General features: G+C 67.5%; 16 protein-coding genes and 1 pseudogene. 10 read left to right on the top strand and 7 right to left on the bottom strand.

Translation table 11 applies throughout. The annotated features are described in order from the left end of the window. Positions 1 to 20: 20 nt before the first annotated feature. Both ACIG5A_RS39210 and ACIG5A_RS39205 read left to right on the top strand, forming a co-directional pair. Positions 21 to 503 carry a hypothetical protein gene (locus ACIG5A_RS39210; RefSeq protein WP_397249786.1) on the top strand — a complete coding sequence of 161 codons (483 nt, stop codon included), beginning with the start codon at positions 21 to 23 and terminating at the stop codon, positions 501 to 503. 35 nt (positions 504 to 538) lie between these two features. After that, positions 539 to 853: a hypothetical protein gene (locus ACIG5A_RS39205; RefSeq protein WP_397249784.1), complete on the top strand. Its 315-nt coding sequence runs from the start codon at positions 539 to 541 to the stop codon at positions 851 to 853. A gap of 104 nt (positions 854 to 957) precedes the next feature. Here ACIG5A_RS39205 and tuf read toward each other — a convergent pair whose 3' ends face one another. Together tuf and ACIG5A_RS39195 are read right to left on the bottom strand one after the other, a co-directional pair. Beyond that, positions 958 to 2,148, bottom strand: coding sequence for an elongation factor Tu (gene tuf / locus ACIG5A_RS39200; RefSeq protein ID WP_397249782.1), 1,191 nt, complete (start codon positions 2,146 to 2,148; stop codon positions 958 to 960). Between the two features lie 281 nt (positions 2,149 to 2,429). Further along, positions 2,430 to 2,855 carry a hypothetical protein gene (locus tag ACIG5A_RS39195; protein WP_397249780.1) on the bottom strand — a complete coding sequence of 142 codons (426 nt, stop codon included), beginning with the start codon at positions 2,853 to 2,855 and terminating at the stop codon, positions 2,430 to 2,432. 248 nt (positions 2,856 to 3,103) lie between these two features. Here ACIG5A_RS39195 and fusA point away from each other — a divergent pair, with 248 nt between their 5' ends. After that, positions 3,104 to 5,206 carry an elongation factor G gene (gene fusA / locus ACIG5A_RS39190; protein WP_397249778.1) on the top strand — a complete coding sequence of 701 codons (2,103 nt, stop codon included), beginning with the start codon at positions 3,104 to 3,106 and terminating at the stop codon, positions 5,204 to 5,206. A 116-nt stretch (positions 5,207 to 5,322) separates the two neighbouring features. Here the strand turns inward: fusA and ACIG5A_RS39185 are convergent, their stop codons facing one another. From ACIG5A_RS39185 to ACIG5A_RS39175, 3 genes are all read right to left on the bottom strand, one after another. Then, complete coding sequence (locus tag ACIG5A_RS39185) at positions 5,323 to 6,234, bottom strand: hypothetical protein (protein ID WP_397249776.1); 912 nt, start codon at positions 6,232 to 6,234, stop codon at positions 5,323 to 5,325. 93 nt (positions 6,235 to 6,327) lie between these two features. Further along, on the bottom strand, positions 6,328 to 6,954 hold the full coding sequence (locus tag ACIG5A_RS39180; protein ID WP_397249774.1) for a TetR/AcrR family transcriptional regulator: 627 nt from the start codon (positions 6,952 to 6,954) through the stop codon (positions 6,328 to 6,330). Then, a complete protein-coding gene (locus ACIG5A_RS39175) occupies positions 6,954 to 7,313 on the bottom strand; it encodes an SPW repeat protein (protein ID WP_397249772.1) in 360 nt (119 codons plus the stop codon). Before ACIG5A_RS39175 ends, ACIG5A_RS39180 begins: the two co-directional genes overlap by 1 nt. Positions 7,314 to 7,475: 162 nt before the next feature. On the opposite strand from ACIG5A_RS39175, the gene ACIG5A_RS39170 reads away from it, so the two are divergent. The 3 genes from ACIG5A_RS39170 (at position 7,476) to ACIG5A_RS39160 (ending at position 10,303) form a co-directional block, all read left to right on the top strand. Beyond that, entirely contained in the window at positions 7,476 to 8,687 is a 1,212-nt protein-coding gene (locus ACIG5A_RS39170; RefSeq protein WP_397249770.1) for an NAD(P)/FAD-dependent oxidoreductase, read from the top strand. Positions 8,688 to 8,750: 63 nt separating this feature from the next. Next, complete coding sequence (locus tag ACIG5A_RS39165) at positions 8,751 to 9,509, top strand: glutamate racemase (protein ID WP_397249768.1); 759 nt, start codon at positions 8,751 to 8,753, stop codon at positions 9,507 to 9,509. 53 nt (positions 9,510 to 9,562) lie between these two features. Continuing rightward, the gene (locus ACIG5A_RS39160) at positions 9,563 to 10,303 is read left to right on the top strand and encodes a DNA alkylation repair protein (protein WP_397249766.1); all 741 of its coding nucleotides are present in this window, start codon (positions 9,563 to 9,565) and stop codon (positions 10,301 to 10,303) included. Between the two features lies 1 nt (position 10,304). Here the strand turns inward: ACIG5A_RS39160 and ACIG5A_RS39155 are convergent, their stop codons facing one another. Beyond that, on the bottom strand, positions 10,305 to 11,360 hold the full coding sequence (locus tag ACIG5A_RS39155; protein ID WP_397249764.1) for a 2Fe-2S iron-sulfur cluster-binding protein: 1,056 nt from the start codon (positions 11,358 to 11,360) through the stop codon (positions 10,305 to 10,307). Between the two features lie 61 nt (positions 11,361 to 11,421). Next, on the bottom strand, positions 11,422 to 12,060 hold the full coding sequence (gene mftR2 / locus ACIG5A_RS39150) for a mycofactocin system transcriptional regulator MftR2 (RefSeq protein ID WP_397249762.1): 639 nt from the start codon (positions 12,058 to 12,060) through the stop codon (positions 11,422 to 11,424). A gap of 351 nt (positions 12,061 to 12,411) precedes the next feature. On the opposite strand from mftR2, the gene mftA reads away from it, so the two are divergent. From mftA to mftF, 4 genes and pseudogenes are all read left to right on the top strand, one after another. Next, positions 12,412 to 12,477 (top strand): mycofactocin precursor MftA, encoded by a 66-nt coding sequence (mftA, locus tag ACIG5A_RS39145; protein ID WP_397250317.1) that lies wholly within the window; start codon positions 12,412 to 12,414, stop codon positions 12,475 to 12,477. Between the two features lie 13 nt (positions 12,478 to 12,490). Beyond that, positions 12,491 to 12,688: pseudogene (gene mftB, locus ACIG5A_RS39140) on the top strand (mycofactocin biosynthesis chaperone MftB); the annotation flags it as partial. A 153-nt stretch (positions 12,689 to 12,841) separates the two neighbouring features. Further along, a complete protein-coding gene (gene mftC, locus ACIG5A_RS39135) occupies positions 12,842 to 14,071 on the top strand; it encodes a mycofactocin radical SAM maturase (RefSeq protein ID WP_397250315.1) in 1,230 nt (409 codons plus the stop codon). A gap of 199 nt (positions 14,072 to 14,270) precedes the next feature. Next, positions 14,271 to 15,668: a mycofactocin biosynthesis glycosyltransferase MftF gene (mftF, locus tag ACIG5A_RS39130; protein WP_397249760.1), complete on the top strand. Its 1,398-nt coding sequence runs from the start codon at positions 14,271 to 14,273 to the stop codon at positions 15,666 to 15,668. Positions 15,669 to 15,673 lie beyond the last annotated feature (5 nt).

Raw genomic sequence — 15,673 nt, 5'->3', positions numbered from 1 at the left:
TCCAAGGTAGTGTGGATGTTATGAGCGCCGCCTACGACGTCGTCCCCTTCAGCGACCTGCTACACAGGCCGGCTGTTACCGCTGGGCTTCTCGATCAGGTCCGTGCCTTGCGGCTCCGTCGTCGCGATGCCGGTGATCTGGCGCTGATGCGCGTCGAGCAGTTGGATGCCGAGGGAGTGGTCGTAGACTTCACGGCCCGGCTCCTCGCCGGACTGGTCCGGCGTCTCGGTGTGGACGCGGTCCGGGATGCGTTACCCGACGCCGTTCCGTGGGTGACGTTCCTGCCGACTGCCGACATCGATCAGTTCCTGGTCGAACTCGTTGCGGTGTCGCAAGGAGCGGCGGCGTTGGAGAATCTCGCTCCTGTGGCCACTCTGCTAACCCAGTGGCGTCACAGCGCCGAGATCTACGCTGATCCAACCCTGCTGGAGATGGTTACTCGCGAGCCGGACGGTGATTTCGGACCGGTCCCCGCGCCCGATCCGGAAGAACCTGACCGGTGAGTCCGAAGCGGGGCGACCGCGCCGCACCGCCCGCGGTGGGCGAAGAGTTCGAAATCCGCTTCGCCACAACTGAATCGACCATCGGATGGGAGATATTGGCAAAGCAGGCGCCTGCCAACCTGCGGCGTGCCTTCGAGGCGATCCGTTCCGATCCACGGTCATCGTCGAATCCGGATCGGCAGCACCGGCTGAAAGGCTCACTAGGCTCGGGAGTTTGGAAGGGCGGCACTCTCGAGCGTTGGCAGTACGAGGTGACCAGCGGCGGTCGCATCTGGTATCTGATCGACGATGATAAGCGCACCGCGTGGGTTACCTTCGCAGGCGCCGGACACCCGAAGGCGACGGACTGAGAGCCCGGTGGAAACGCATACCACAGTGGAGGTGTCGAGGGTTGGTAGTGCGGAACATTCGTAGATGAAAGGGCCGCTCCGGGGAGCGGCCCTTTCATGTTGGCTTACTTCAGGATCTTGGTGACGCGGCCTGCGCCTACGGTGCGGCCGCCTTCGCGGATGGCGAAGCGGAGGCCTTCTTCCATGGCGATGGGTTGGATGAGTTTGACGGACATTTCGGTGTTGTCGCCTGGCATGACCATTTCGGTGCCCTTGGGGAGGGTGACCACGCCGGTGACGTCGGTGGTGCGGAAGTAGAACTGGGGGCGGTAGTTGTTGAAGAACGGGGTGTGGCGGCCGCCCTGGTCCTTGGCCAGGATGTAGACCTGGCCTTCGAATTCGGTGTGCGGGGTAATGGATCCCGGCTTCACCACCACCTGGCCGCGTTCCACGTCCTCGCGTTTGACACCGCGCAGCAGCAGGCCGACGGCATCGCCCGCCTGGCCCTGGTCGAGGAGTTTGTGGAACATCTCGACGCCGGTGACGTGGGTCTTGATGCGCTTGTCGCGGATGCCGACGATCTCGACCTCGTCGTTCACCTTGATCACGCCACGGTCGACGCGGCCGGTGACCACGGTGCCGCGGCCGGTGATGGTGACGACGTCCTCGATGGGCATCAGGAACGGCTTATCGATCTCGCGCACCGGTTCCGGAATCGACTCGTCGACGGCGTCGAGTAGCTCGAAGATGGTCTCGATCCACGCCGGATCGCCTTCCAGCGCTTTGAGTCCCGAGACCCGGACGATCGGCGCGTCCTCGTCGAACTCCTGGGAAGCCAGCAGATCCCTGACCTCGAGTTCGACCAGTTCGAGGATCTCCTCGTCGTCGACCATATCGGCCTTGTTCAGCGCGACCAGGATGTAGGGCACGCCGACCTGACGGGCGAGCAGCACGTGCTCGCGGGTCTGCGGCATCGGCCCATCGGTCGCGGCGACCACCAGGATGGCGCCGTCCATCTGCGCCGCACCGGTGATCATGTTCTTCACGTAGTCCGCGTGGCCCGGCGCATCGACGTGCGCGTAATGCCTTCGCTCCGTTTGGTACTCGACGTGCGCGATATTGATCGTGATCCCACGCGCCTTCTCCTCCGGCGCCTTGTCGATCGCGTCGAACGGCGACATCGCGTTCAGCTTCGGATATTTCTCCGCTAGGACCTTGGTGATCGCCGCGGTCAGCGTGGTCTTGCCGTGGTCAACATGACCGATAGTGCCGATGTTGACGTGAGGCTTCGTCCGGTCGAACTTCGCCTTCGCCACAGTGGAGCCCCCTTGGCTTGCCGGTGTGTATGACACGAGGGTGTCTGCACGGCAACGGGTACCCCGCACCACGCGAGACCCTCACCCTGACGATAACCCCGAAACCCTGTGAGCACCCCACCTTTTCGCAGGTAGATCAAATCATCAATCGTACGAACCGGTCGGCTCGGCCATTGATGAAGAGAGTGTGGCAGCCGTCGATGATATCGACGGTCGGCGAGAAGGTCGCCGAAGGGTGCCGAGGAACGGCGCCGCGGGGGCGGCGCCGTAATGGGTTGGGGTTAGGGGGATTTGGCGGCGGCGAGGAGGGCTTCGGCGTATTGGCGCATTTGGTCGCCGCCGCCGTACCAGGCGGAGACGAGGTCTACGGCGGCGAGGCGGGTGGTGCGGGCGGCGCGAACCAGATCGTCGGGGGTGGTGTCGCCGGATTCGGTAGTGATGGCCGCGGCCTGCAGGTCGTGGCTGGCCATCAGAAGGCGCATCACCAGGTGCACGTCGACACCGGTGCGAGGGTCGCTCTGGGGTTTCGTGTGCCGTGTCACGGGCTGTGGTTCGTCGCCGGGTGGTGGCACGGATTGTGCCGAGTCGACGGCCCGGTGGAAGGCGGTGTCGAGTTGGCCGACGATGGCTCGTGCCGCGGGGGAGAGCCCGATCCGTTCCGGGCGGGACAGGGTGGGGGTCTGGAGTTCGGCGAAGTCGGCATCCATGGCGCACATTCTGTGGTGAAAGCGGCGGCAGGGAAGACGTTTTCGGCATATTCACCTCGACAGCGGACCGGGCGTCCGGTACACATGGAGGCATGATTTCCGCACGTCCGCATTCGCGGCAACCCTCGGCATAGCGTCCACCGGCGCGTGTCGGCGCCGCGTGTCACGACGCTCGTGCCGTAGCGGAACGCCTCAACTAGACGAGCGTCCCTCGTAGACGAAACTAGTTGATGGAGTGGGGGATTCCCATGACCAGAGGTGTGCTCGCGAATCTCGGCCGCGTCCGGAATATCGGGATCATGGCGCATATCGATGCGGGCAAGACGACGACCACCGAACGAATCCTGTTCTACACCGGTGTCACCTACAAGCTCGGTGAGGTGCACGACGGCAACGCGACGATGGACCGCATGCCGCAGGAGCAGGAGCACGGCATCACCATCGCCTCGGCCGCGACGACCTGTTTCTGGAAAGACCACCAGATCAACATCATCGACACGCCCGGCCACGTCGACTTCACCGTCGAGGTGGAGCGTTCGCTGCGGGTACTCGACGGCGCGGTCGCGGTCTTCGATGCCAAGGAGGGTGTCGAACCACAGTCGGAGCAGGTGTGGCGGCAGGCCGATCGATACGCGGTGCCGCGCATCTGCTTCGTCAACAAGATGGACAAGATCGGCGCGGACTTCGACTTCACCGTCCGCACCCTGCGGCAACGGCTCGGCGCGGCACCCATTGTGCTGCAGCTGCCGATCGGTGCCGAGGAGTCGTTCGAGGGCGTCGTCGACCTGCTCGAGATGCGCGCGCTGGTCTGGCGCGACGCGTCGGCACATGGCGAGCGCTACGAGATCGTCGAGATCCCGGCCGCGTTGCGTCCGCGGGCCGAGGCCGCGCGTGCGGAACTGCTCGAGCTCGTCGCCGCCTTCGATGAGGTCGTGCTGGAGAAGTTCGTTGCCGGAGTGGATATTTCGGTCGCGGAGCTCAAGGGCGCGGTGCGCAGGATGACCGTCGAATCGGTGGCCTATCCGGTGCTGTGCGGTTCGGCGTTCAAGAACAAGGGCGTGCAGCCCCTGCTCGACGCGGTAATCGACTATCTGCCGACGCCATTGGATTCCGGCGGCGCCGAGGGGCACCTGCCGGGTGACGAGACGACGGTCGTGCGTCGCGCCGCGAGCGTCGACGAGCCGTTCGCGGCCTTGGCGTTCAAGGTCGCGGTGCACCCGTTCTTCGGCAAGCTCACCTACCTGCGCGTGTACTCCGGCGTCGCCGAACCCGGCACCGCGGTGATCAATTCGACCAGGGGACGAAAGGAGCGTTTGGGCAAGCTGTTCCAGATGCACTCCAACAAGGAGAACCCCATCGCTCAGGCACGGGCGGGGCACATCTGTGCCGTGATCGGCCTGAAGGAGACGACAACCGGTGACACCCTGTGCGATCCGCGGGACCAGATCGTGCTGGAGTCGATGACGTTCCCCGCGCCGGTGCTCGAGGTCGCCATCGAGCCGAGGACGGCCTCGGATCAGGATCGGCTCGGCACCGCGATCCGGCTGCTCGCCGAGGAGGATCCGACCTTCTCGGTGCACCTGGATCCGGAGACCGGGCAGACCGTGATCGGCGGCATGGGCGAGTTGCATCTGGACATCCTGGTGGACCGGATGGAGCGCGAGTTCAAGGTCGTGGCCAATGTCGGCAAGCCGCAGGTGGCCTACCGCGAGACGATCACCACAGCGGTACCCCGGTTCGAATACACCCATCGCAAGCAGTCGGGTGGTTCGGGCCAGTTCGCCAAGGTGGTGATCGCGGTGCAGCCGTTCGCGGGCGCGGACGGCGCGAGCTACGAATTCGAGAGCAGGGTGACCGGTGGCCGGGTGCCGAGGGAGTTCATTCCCGCGGTGGACGCCGGTGCGCAGGACGCGACCCAGAGTGGTGTGCTCGCCGGATATCCGCTGGTGAACCTGAGGGTGATCCTGCTCGACGGCGGTGCGCACGTGAAGGATTCGTCCGAGCTCGCGTTCCGCACCGCCGCCGCGCAGGCGGTGCGGGAGGCGATCGCGCTGGCGGGTCCGGTGCTGCTGGAGCCGATCATGCGGGTCGAGGCGGTCACCCCGGCGGCCTACCTCGGTGAGGTGATCGGCGACCTGAACTCGCGCCGTGGTCACGTGCACGCCATGTCCGAGCGCGCGGGCGCCCGGGTGGTCGAGGCGCTGGTTCCGCTGTCGGAGATGTTCGGCTACATCGGTGACCTGCGGTCGAAAACCCAGGGCCGGGCGAACTTCTCGATGGTGTTCGACTCGTACGCGGAGGTTCCGGCCACCGTGTCGCGGGCGATCATCGCGAAGGTGACCGGCGGTTAGGGGGGAGCGCGCGGCGCCGCTATCAGAGCGGCGCCGCGCGCCGTCCGGGCTTCTCGGAGCGGACAGGCAGGGGGAGGGGGTTTGCCCGCCGAGGCCCGGAGCCGGTGGCGGTCGGTTCATGTCTTCGGGCTCGCGCGCCAGTGCCCGGTCCGCCGCAGGTGCCCGGCCCGCTCGGCGGCCGCGCGCAGGCGGTGGATCAGCTCGTCGGGCTCGTCGAGATCGTCCCAGCTCCACCGGACGACGCACCATCCGAGCGCGCGCAGCGCGGCCTCCGGAATCTTCACGATCGGGTCGGCCCCGATCCGGGGTAATCCGTTCTGGTCCAGGCCCGCTCGATCGAATTCACCGATCACGCCCAGCTCGGCGAACAGGAAGTCGACCTGACCGAGGTGCGCGCCGCCCGCGGCGAAGACGTGCGCGTGCAGTTCCGGTGCGGGCAGTCCGCCGCGATGGATCGCCACCCGGCTGCGCGATTCGCCGACGCTCGCGCTGCGCCCGTCGAGGAAGCCGACCACCCGCTCCGCCTTGCGATAGCCGGGGCGGTGTTCGGCACGGCGCAGGTGCTCGCGCAGTTCCGCCGAGGTGGTCAGCCCACGGTTGAGTGCCGCGTCGCCGACCACGACGGCGTGTTCGAAACCCTCCCAGCGGGCGATATCGATGACGGTGCGCGGCGGTGTGGTGACCGGTATCCCGTTGACGGTCTGGATCTCGTCCGGTTCGATCCGCGCCGAATGCACGACGACGTGCCTGCTCATGAATCCTCCGTTGGTGGTGATCCTGGTCAGGTGCACGCGCCCGAGCCGGGCCGACCAGCCGGGCAGTCCGAGCAGCACGGTCGCCGAACAGTGGCTCGCCACATCGGTATCGGCCATCGTCTCGGCGACCTCGAGTACGAGCAGCAGATGCCGCCCCTCCGCGCTGAGCGCGGCGCCGGGGTGGTCGCGCAGCCGCCGCCATACACCCCGGCGGCACAGCCTGTGCAGTTCGACCGGAGACAGTCCCGTCGAGATCGGTTGCGGTGCATCCATACTGCGATCCTCGGACCGCGCAAGGCTCGCCACCAGCGCCGATCCGCCGAATGTGGACAACTCCGGGGATGTGCACAACTACTGGTCGATGGTTCAGCCCAGCTGGGTCATGCCGGCGGCGACCACCTGCGCGACATTGAGGATGTCATCGGTCGTCGGGATCGGCACGCCGTCGAGCGCGTGCAGGCGGTCGGTGCTCGCGATGGCGAACATCGCCGAGACCCAGGCGGCCGCGCAGGCGCGAATGGTGCCCGGCCGCACCGGATCCGGTGCGCTGGCCTGCAATACCCGCGCGGTTACGTCGAGCAGTTGATCGCGCAGCCGCCGCAGCTGCCGCCGGACATCGGGATGGGTGTCGGCCTCGCGCCACATGATGACGCGGAGCACCGAGGAATGGTGGTCGCGGAGATTGAGCGCGGCATCGAGATTGACCAGGCTCTTGGCCGGATCGCCCGGCGCGACCACCGTGCCGATATCGTCGATCGGCTGCGCCGGGATCCGTTCGGCCATCAGTGCCGACAGGATCGCATCCTTGGTCGGGAAGTAGTAGAAGACAAGACCTTTCGGCACCGCGGCGCCCGCCGCGATGGCGGCGGTCGCCGTGGCATCGAATCCCTGTGCCGCGAAAAGCTTTTCGGCGGCATCGAGGATGAGCTGACGGGCGTCGCCGTCGACTTTCGCGCTCCGGCGACGCCCCGCCCGGGGTTTCGGCATCTGCATCAGTGATGCGGGACCATCTTGTCCAGACGACCCGACACCATCGGCAGCGACGCGAGGGCCGCCACCACCGTCACCACTCCGACTACCCATGCTGTCCAGGATGCGCTCCGGTAGGTGTCCGCGAAGTCCATTCCCCAGGGAGAGATGAACAACAGCGCGCCGAGTACGCCGATCGCGTAGTCGGCCGTCGCGCCGAGGGACCGGCTGAGCTGCACGAGGCCGGCGAGGGCGATGAGCACGCCGAGCACGACCAGGGTCCACATGGTCTTGTCGTTGTGCGTGACCCAGATCGGGGACAGGGCGGTGAAGATGCCAAGCACGGTGACCACCAAGTGCTGTGCGCGGCTGTCGGTGAACATGTATGCCTCCTTGGGCTCTGGGTATGTTCGTACTCTCGGTCTACTCCTGATTGACCGCCCGATCAATCTCGGATCGGACACGATTGCGCGGCATTCACCCGCGCGATTCGAGTGGCGCGCCTCACTATGGAAGCGAACCAAGCAGACGTTAGGGTGAGGCTCGTGTCGTCTTCACAGAACGCAGCCCCGATCGTGATCGTCGGTGCGGGCCTGGCGGGCCTGCGCACCGCCGAGGAGTTGCGGCGCGCGGGTTACGACGGTGCGCTGACGCTGCTCGGCGACGAATCCCGCCCGCCGTACGATCGCCCGCCGCTGTCCAAGCAGTTCGTCCGTGGCGAGACCGACGACACCACGCTGCGCCCGGCCGAATTCTTCGCCGACAAGCGCATCGATCTGTGGCTCGGCGCCGAAGCGGTCGGCGTGGACGCCGCGGCGCGCACGCTGCGGCTGGCCGACGGCACGGCGCTCGACTACGCCCAGCTGATCATCGCGACCGGCCTGCGGCCGCGGCGGCTGCCGGGCCTGCCCGATCTCGGCGGTGTGCACGTGCTGCGCGGGCACGCCGACGCCAGCGCGCTGCGCGGCGAATTGACCACGGCGAGTAGGGCACTCGTGGTCGGCGCCGGATTCATCGGCTGCGAGCTCGCCGCGAGCTTCCGTGCGCGCGGCGTCGACGTGGTGCTCGTCGAACCGCAGCAGGCGCCGCTGGCCGGTGTGCTCGGCGAACAGGTCGGCGCGCTGATCGCCAGGATGCATGTGGCGGAGGGCGTCGATCTGCGCTGCGGCACGGGCCTGGACACCTTCGTCGCCGACAAGACCGACCGGGTGCGCGGTGCGCGGCTGTCCGACGGCACCGAGGTGGCCGTCGACCTGGTCGTCATCGGCGTCGGCTCGCGACCGGTGACCGAATGGCTCGCCGGGTCCGGTATCGAGCTCGCCGACCCGGCCGAGGGTGGCGGGGTGGTCGCCGACGAGGTCGGCCGCACCTCCGTCGACGGGGTCTGGGCCGTCGGTGACGTCGCGGCGTGGCTGCACGACACCGGGGTACGCAAGCGGGTCGAGCACTGGACCAACGCGGGAGAGCAGGCCAAGCTGCTCGCCTGCGCGTTGCTGGGCGCCGAACCGCCGACCCTGGCGCGGGTCCCGTACTTCTGGAGCGACCAGTACGACGTGAAGATCCAGGCGCTCGGCACACCGGCCGCCGACGACGACGTCAGCCTCACCTTCGACGACGGCCGCAAATTCCTCGCCTTCTACGCCAAGCACGGCTCGCTCACCGGCGTCGTCGGTGCCGGTATGACCGCCCAGGTCATGAAGGCGCGCGCCAAGATCGCCGCGGCCGCGCCCCTCGCCGAGGTGCTGACCACGAGCTGATCCGCGAACGGTGGTGTTCCCCGCCGTGCATGATCCGGGCGCGCGCTGTAATACGGTGGGTGGGTGATCGTCGCGCTCATAGATTCGGGTCTCGGCCTGCTGCCGACCGCGGCATGGCTGCGCAAACTGCGTCCCGATGTGGATCTGCTGCTGCAATTGGATCCGGACAACGCGCCGTGGGGGCCCAAGTCCGAGGAGTGGCTGATCGATCGGGTGGTCGGCACCGCGCGCACCTCCGTCGAACTCGGCGCCGAGGTCATCGTCGTCCCGTGCAACACCGCGAGCGTCACCGCGCTCGACCAGGTGCGTGCCGAGGTCGGGCCGGACGTTCCGGTGATCGGCACCGTGCCCGCGATCAAACCCGCTGCCGCCGTATGCGGTTCGGTCGCCGTGTGGGCCACCGCGGCCACGACCGCGAGCCGGTATCAGGCGGATCTGATCGCCCGCTTCGGCGGCGACGCGCAGGTGGTCGGCGTCGCATGTCACGGCCTGGCGGACGCGATCGATCGCGGTGATCTGGTGGCGGCCAAGGAATCCATCGTGCGCGCGGTCGAGCAGTCGCCCGACGGGGTGGAGGGCGTCGTCCTCGGCTGTACGCACTATCCGCTGGTGATCGATGCCATCGTCGCCGCGCTGCCCGACGGTGTCCGGCTCTTCGACAGCGCGCAAGCTGTTGCCGCGCAAACCATTCGGCGCATGGACGCGCTCGGCCGCCCGAGCACGGGCAACGGTGAGGTGCGGGTGCTGAACAGCGGCCGTCCCGGCGTATTGCCCAGTAGTGCGGCGGCATTCGAATCGGGCCGGATTCTGGGCGCCCAGTAGCGAATTCGTCAACCCGACGCTGAATCGCCAACGCCGAAAAGGAGGTTCGCTCGATGACCGGGAAGAATCCGACGGCCAGGGACGTGCGCGCGGCGCTGGCCGAGGTCGCCGATGCGGCCGACGCCATCCATCTGCAGCGGTTCTTCAAGACCGGTCCCGGTGAGTACGGCGAGGGCGATGTCTTCGTCGGCGTGCGCGTCCCTGTCACCCGTTCGATCGCGAAACGCTTTGCGGCCCTTCCGCTCGACCAGATCGATGAGCTACTCGACAGCGCGGTGCACGAGGAGCGGCTCGCGGCGCTGATCATCCTGAACACCCGATTCGCGCACGCGAGCAAACCGAAGACGTGCGATGTCGCGGCGCAGTCGGAGATGGTCGACCTCTATCTCGCTGCGGTGCGCCGCGGCCGGGTCAACAACTGGGATCTGGTCGACGCCTCCGCCGAGAACGTGCTCGGGCCGTGGCTGCTCGACCGTCCCCGCGATCTGCTCTTCGAATTGGCCCAGGCGAATTCGCTGTGGGAACGGCGCGTCGCGCTGCTTTCCACCTTCGCGTTCATCAAGGCGGGCGATGCGTCGACGACCTTCGAGCTCGGCGAACGCCTGCTCGATGATCGTCGTGACCTGATTCAGAAGGCGCTCGGCTGGATGCTGCGCGAGGTGGGCAAGCGCGTCGATCAGCGACTGCTCATCGGCTTCCTGGAGCGGCATGCCGCGGACCTCGGCCGCACCGCATTGAGCTATGCCACCGAGCATTTGGATCCGTCGATGCGCGCCGACTATCGGGCGCGCTGACTCAGAACTGGATCTTCACGTGGTCCGTCACCGGATGCGCCTGGCAGCCGAGGATATAGCCGTTCTCGATGTCCTCGGGATCGAGGATGTCGGAGCTGTCCATCTCGACCTTGCCCTCGAGCACGGTGCATGCGCAGGAACCGCATTCGCCCTCCTGGCAGGAGTACGGCACGTCCAGGCCCTTGGACAGCATGATGTCGACCAGGGTCTGCTTGCGCGGCCACTTCAGCTCGTGCACCTCGCCGTCGAGCTCGACCTCGACGGTGGCGGCGTCGGCGGCCTCCTCGTCGCTCACCTCGGCGGGCGCCTGATCCTGGAACGGGTCGCCGGCAAGGGAATTGAACACCTCGGCGTGTGTGCGCGAGCGCGGCACACCGAGCTGGGCGAGTGCGTCGTGCACCCGGTCCATGAACGGTTTCGGGCCGCACATGTAGGCGTCGTAACTGGTGTAGGGCGTGACCAGGTTGGCGAGTCCGTCAGCGGTCGGCAACCCCTGCAGCGGTTCGAGCCAGTGCATCACGGTGAGCCGCTGCGGATGCTTGTCGCCCAGATCGCGTAGCTCGTCGGCGAAGATGACGTTGTCGGCGTCGCGGTTGGCGTAGACGAGCACGATGTTGCCGCTGCCGCGGGCGAGCGCGGATTTCAGGATGGACATCACCGGGGTGATGCCGCTGCCCGCGCCGAACAGCAGCAGGTCCTGATCCAGATCCTTGGGCGTGAAAACCCCTGAGGGCGGCAGCACTTCGATGCTGTCGCCTGCTTTCACGTTGTCGCACACCCAGTTCGAGCCGTAGCCGCCCTCGGTGCGCTTCACGGTGACCTTGGGCTTGTCGTCGGTGAACGGCGAGCTGGCCAGCGAATAGCACCGTGCCACCGAGCCGGTCAGGTCGCTCGGGATGCGCAGGGTGAGGAACTGGCCGGGGTGGTAGGCGAACTTGTCGCGCAGTTCGCCGGGTACGTCGAAGACGAGCGAACAGGTGTCGGCCGTCTCGGTGATGACCGCGGCAACCCGCAGCACGACCGATCGCGACCCGTGTGGAACGTCGACGTCTGTCATGTCGTCCTCTCGAACATGGCACGGTCGGCGGCAGCCGACAAAACTAGAACGTGTTTCAGTTTCATCGTACGTCGCTGTCCGGTTGGCGGACAAGCTGGGCCTCCAGGCCGGAGATCAACACGTCCATGCCGAAGTCGTAGGCGTACTTGCCGCGGAGGTCTGCCATGTACTTCGTTGCCCGTTCGACGACCTCGGGGAGCGAGACGTCCGATAGTGGTGCGCGGTCGCGCGGGTTCACCCGGCTGCGGCCGAACAGATAGGTGTGGATGGTGGCGTAGGCGGCGAGCACGTTGCGATCGGTGAAGCCCGCCTCTACCAGTATCTCCATAATCGCGGCGATGAGGTCGAGCTGTTTGCCGAGCATCTGCTCGATCAGTACGTCGCCGAGCCCGGGATGCTTGCGCAGCTTCTCGTCGATCTGGTCGATCAGCTCGCGCAACCGCTGCTGCCACGGGCCGGATTCCGCTGCGGGCGTGCGCACCCCGGTCAGCGCGGCGGAGGCGACGAGGTCGAGCAGTTCACGTTTGTCCGCGACGTAGTAATAGGGCGCCATCGGCGAAACCCCGAGTTCGCGGGACAGCCGTCGCATCGACAACTTCTCCACGCCGTCTTCGCGAACCACGCGCAGTGCGGCCTCGACGATCTCGGATTCCGAAAGAGTGTTGCCGCCCCCGCTCGCCTGCATACGTCCGACTCCCATGCCACCTCTACCACCGCGGGCGTGTGTCGCCCGTCACGTTCTGTCCAGCTGCTCTACACCGGAAGTCTAGAACGCCGTGGCCTGGCACGGTCCGGCTGCGGCCGAGGACCGTCGCGCGGCGCGCTCGCCTGCGGTGTGTGCGGCGAGTCCCGCGTGTTGACGCACGCCCGGTTTCACTGAGTGAAACATGTTCCATTTTGTCAGCGAATGACGTTAAAGTGTGAGCGCGGCTACATCGGGTGGCCGCGCAGCAGGATCGCCCTCGCGGAGGTAGGCATGCCGGAATACGCATCCAACGGTCACACCGACAACACGGGTCGGGTCGGTGCGGACGACACCGCGACCGAGGAAATCCCGCTGATCGAGGAGACACTCATCGAAGAGGTGTCCATCGACGGCATGTGCGGCGTCTACTGACGCGCGGGAGCCGATGATGCTCGATCTCGACACTCGATGGCAGCTGCATCCGCGGGTCGCGTTGCGGCCGGAACCGTTCGGCGCGCTGCTCTACCACTTCGGCACGCGCAAGCTCTCGTTCCTGAAGAGCCCGCGCATCGTCGAGATCGTGCGCTCGCTGCCCGCGCACGCGTCGGCGCGCACGGCGATCAGGGCGGCGGGTATCGCCGACGAGAACGCGGCGCCTTATCTGCAGGCGTTGGCGCAGCTGGCCGACTCGGACATGATCGTCCGCGGTGTTCGCGTCAGGCCCGGAGGCGGCAGCGCGCGTAACCACGCAGGGCCCCGCGAAGACCGCCATGGATACAGCGCCCCGGGGTCGCCGGTGGGTAGTCCCGTTGTGGCGCAGCCGGTTTCCCGTGAGGTCGCACCGGGCAGGCTGATCGACAAGTTCGAAACCGGTTTGGCCGCACCGATCTGCCTGACCTGGGAACTGACCTACGCCTGCAATCTGTCCTGCGTGCACTGCCTGTCCTCGTCGGGGCGGCGCGATCCGCGCGAGCTGAGCACCGAGCAGTGCAAGGCGCTGATCGACGAGTTCGAGCGCATGCAGGTGTTCTATGTGAACATCGGCGGCGGCGAACCGACCGTGCGCCCCGACTTCTGGGAGCTGGTCGACTACGCGACCGCGCACCATGTCGGAGTCAAGTTCTCCACCAACGGTGTTCGGATCACTCCGGAGGTGGCCACGCGCCTGGCCGCGAGCGACTACGTGGACGTGCAGATCTCGCTGGACGGCGCGGACGCCGCGGTCAACGACGCGGTGCGCGGGCCGGGCTCCTACGACATGGCCATCAGGGCGCTGGAAAACCTCGCGGCGGCGGGTTTCAAGGACGCGAAGCTCTCTGTCGTCGCGACCAGGCACAATATCGGCCAGCTCGACGAGTTTCGCGCGATCGCCGACAAGTACGGCGCCACACTGCGTTTGACGCGCCTGCGGCCCTCCGGCCGTGGCGCGGACGTGTGGGACGAGCTGCATCCGACCCAGGAGCAGCAGCGGGTGCTCTACGACTGGCTGCTGCGCAACGGCGAGGGCGTGCTCACCGGTGATTCGTTCTTCCACCTCTCCGCGTTCGGCCAGTCACTGCCCGGGCTGAACATGTGCGGCGCGGGCCGGGTGGTCTGCCTTGTCGATCCGCTCGGCGACGTGTACGCCTGCCCGTTCGCCATCCACGAGAAGTTCCACGCCGGAAATGTCGTGGCGGACGGTGGTTTTCAGAATGTGTGGGCGACGTCGGAGTTGTTCACCGAGCTGCGCGCGCCGAGCGGCGGCGGCGCCTGCTCCGGCTGCGCGCACTACGACGCCTGCCGCGGCGGCTGCATGGCGGCGAAGTTCTTCACCGGGCTGCCCGCCGACGGACCCGATCCGGAATGCGTGCAGGGCTACGGCGAGGCGGCGCTGGCGGACGCGGGCCGGACGATTCCGCGCTCCTCGGTCGACCACTCCCGGCGCGGCGCGGCGCGCAAACCCGGCGCGCACAAATCCGGTCCGGTCCCACTGACTCTCACGGTGCGGCGGCCGTCGCGCGCGTGCGACGAAAGTCCGCTGGCATGACGCGGGACGGCTAGGCGATGGCCCGCCGAGCTGGCGTTTGCCGAAAGATTGCCAGAGGTGGCAATGGTGCCGGTGACGGCTGCTCGGCGTTCGCTGGCGGCGAGTCTTGCGGACGCGCGCAATCGGATTCGTATGGATTTCTTTCCTTTTTACCGGCCCGATGATGCCCGCGCGCGAATCTCCGCCTAGCATGCCAGGAATGCGCCATGATCGCCTTCCCGACGGATTCGGGGTGCGGATCGATCCACGGGTACGCGCATACTCCGGGGGACGCATCCTGATCGGGGGCTCACCCGCCAGGTTGCTGCGGCTTGCCCCGGAGGCCGCCGAGATGATCGGCGACGGGTACCTCGAGGTGACCGGTCCGAAGTCCGCTGTCGTCGCCAGACGGCTACTCGACTCCGGTGTGGCCAACCCGCGTCCGCGGTTGCTGCCCTCACCGGAGGACGTGACCGTGATTGTCCCGCTGCACAACAACGCCGACGGGCTCGCCCGCCTGCTCGCCGCGCTGCGCGGGCACAACGTGATCGTCGTCGACGACGGCTCCGACCAGCCGGTGCGGATTCCGCGCAATCGCGGGACCCGCTGCCGGGTGACCGTGCTGCGCCACGACCGCAAGCAGGGGCCGGCGGCCGCGCGCAATGCCGGATTGCGGGCGGCGACAACCGAGTTCGTCGCCTTCCTCGACTCCGACGTGGTGCCGCGCAGCGGCTGGCTGGAGGTGATGCTCGGGCATTTCAGCGATCCCGAGGTCGCGCTGGTCGCCCCGCGCATCGTCGCGCTCGACCCGGAGTCCAACGCGCTGGCCCGCTATGAGCACACCCGCAGCTCACTCGACCTCGGCAGGCGGGAGTCGGCGGTGCAGTCGCGCGGGCTGGTGTCCTACGTGCCGAGCGCGGCGCTGCTCGTCCGCCGCAGGGCGCTGCTCGGGCAGGGCGGGTTCGACGAGTCGATGCACGTCGCCGAGGATGTCGATCTGTGCTGGCGGCTCGAGCAGGCGGGCTGGCGGCTGCGCTATGAGCCCGCCGCGCACGTGGCGCACGACCATCGGGTCTCCTTCCGTTCCTGGTTCGGCCGAAAGCTGTTCTACGGCACCGGGGCGGCGCCGCTCGGCGAGCGGCACACCGGGATGGTCTCGCCGCTGTCGGTGCCGTCCTGGACGGTGCTCGCCGCACTGCTGTTCGCCACGCTGTCCAAGTGGGGGCTCTTCGGCGGGCTGATCACGCTGGCCACCGCGCTGGTCCGACTACGCCGGGTATTCGCCGGGGTGGACAACTCGACCAGGATCGCCGCCATCTACCTCTCGCGCGGATTCTTCGCCGGTCTGTGGCGGCTGGCCTCGGCGATGTGCAGGCACTACTGGCCGGTCACGCTGCTGGCGATGCTGGCGTCCAGGCGAATTCGGCGGATCGCGGTGACCATGGCGGTCGCGGACGGCCTGGCCGACTGGTTCACCCACCGTGACGTGGGCGGGCTCGATCCCGTGCGCTACGTGGCGTACAAGCGGCTCGACGATATCGCCTACGGCACCGGTCTGTGGCTCGGCGCCTTCCGTGCCCGCAGCGTCGAGGCGCTGAAACCCACCGCGCCGCACTGATCGGA

It is taken from the genome of Nocardia sp. NPDC052566 (assembly GCF_044547285.1).
Classification (GTDB): Bacteria; Actinomycetota; Actinomycetes; order Mycobacteriales; family Mycobacteriaceae; genus Nocardia.
This window is presented reverse-complemented; position numbering and strand designations above follow the sequence as displayed.

Excerpts from the sequence above, each read along its gene's own strand:
- ACIG5A_RS39195 (WP_397249780.1), bottom strand. The coding sequence starts at position 2,855 with ATGGATGCCGACTTCGCCGAACTCCAGACCCCCACCCTGTCCCGCCCG.
- mftF (WP_397249760.1), top strand. The coding sequence starts at position 14,271 with ATGCGCCATGATCGCCTTCCCGACGGATTCGGGGTGCGGATCGATCCA.
- ACIG5A_RS39155 (WP_397249764.1), bottom strand. The coding sequence starts at position 11,360 with ATGACAGACGTCGACGTTCCACACGGGTCGCGATCGGTCGTGCTGCGG.
- ACIG5A_RS39185 (WP_397249776.1), bottom strand. The coding sequence starts at position 6,234 with ATGGATGCACCGCAACCGATCTCGACGGGACTGTCTCCGGTCGAACTG.
- ACIG5A_RS39175 (WP_397249772.1), bottom strand. The coding sequence starts at position 7,313 with ATGTTCACCGACAGCCGCGCACAGCACTTGGTGGTCACCGTGCTTGGC.
- ACIG5A_RS39210 (WP_397249786.1), top strand. The coding sequence starts at position 21 with ATGAGCGCCGCCTACGACGTCGTCCCCTTCAGCGACCTGCTACACAGG.
- ACIG5A_RS39160 (WP_397249766.1), top strand. The coding sequence starts at position 9,563 with ATGACCGGGAAGAATCCGACGGCCAGGGACGTGCGCGCGGCGCTGGCC.
- ACIG5A_RS39180 (WP_397249774.1), bottom strand. The coding sequence starts at position 6,954 with ATGCAGATGCCGAAACCCCGGGCGGGGCGTCGCCGGAGCGCGAAAGTC.
- fusA (WP_397249778.1), top strand. The coding sequence starts at position 3,104 with ATGACCAGAGGTGTGCTCGCGAATCTCGGCCGCGTCCGGAATATCGGG.
- mftR2 (WP_397249762.1), bottom strand. The coding sequence starts at position 12,060 with ATGGGAGTCGGACGTATGCAGGCGAGCGGGGGCGGCAACACTCTTTCG.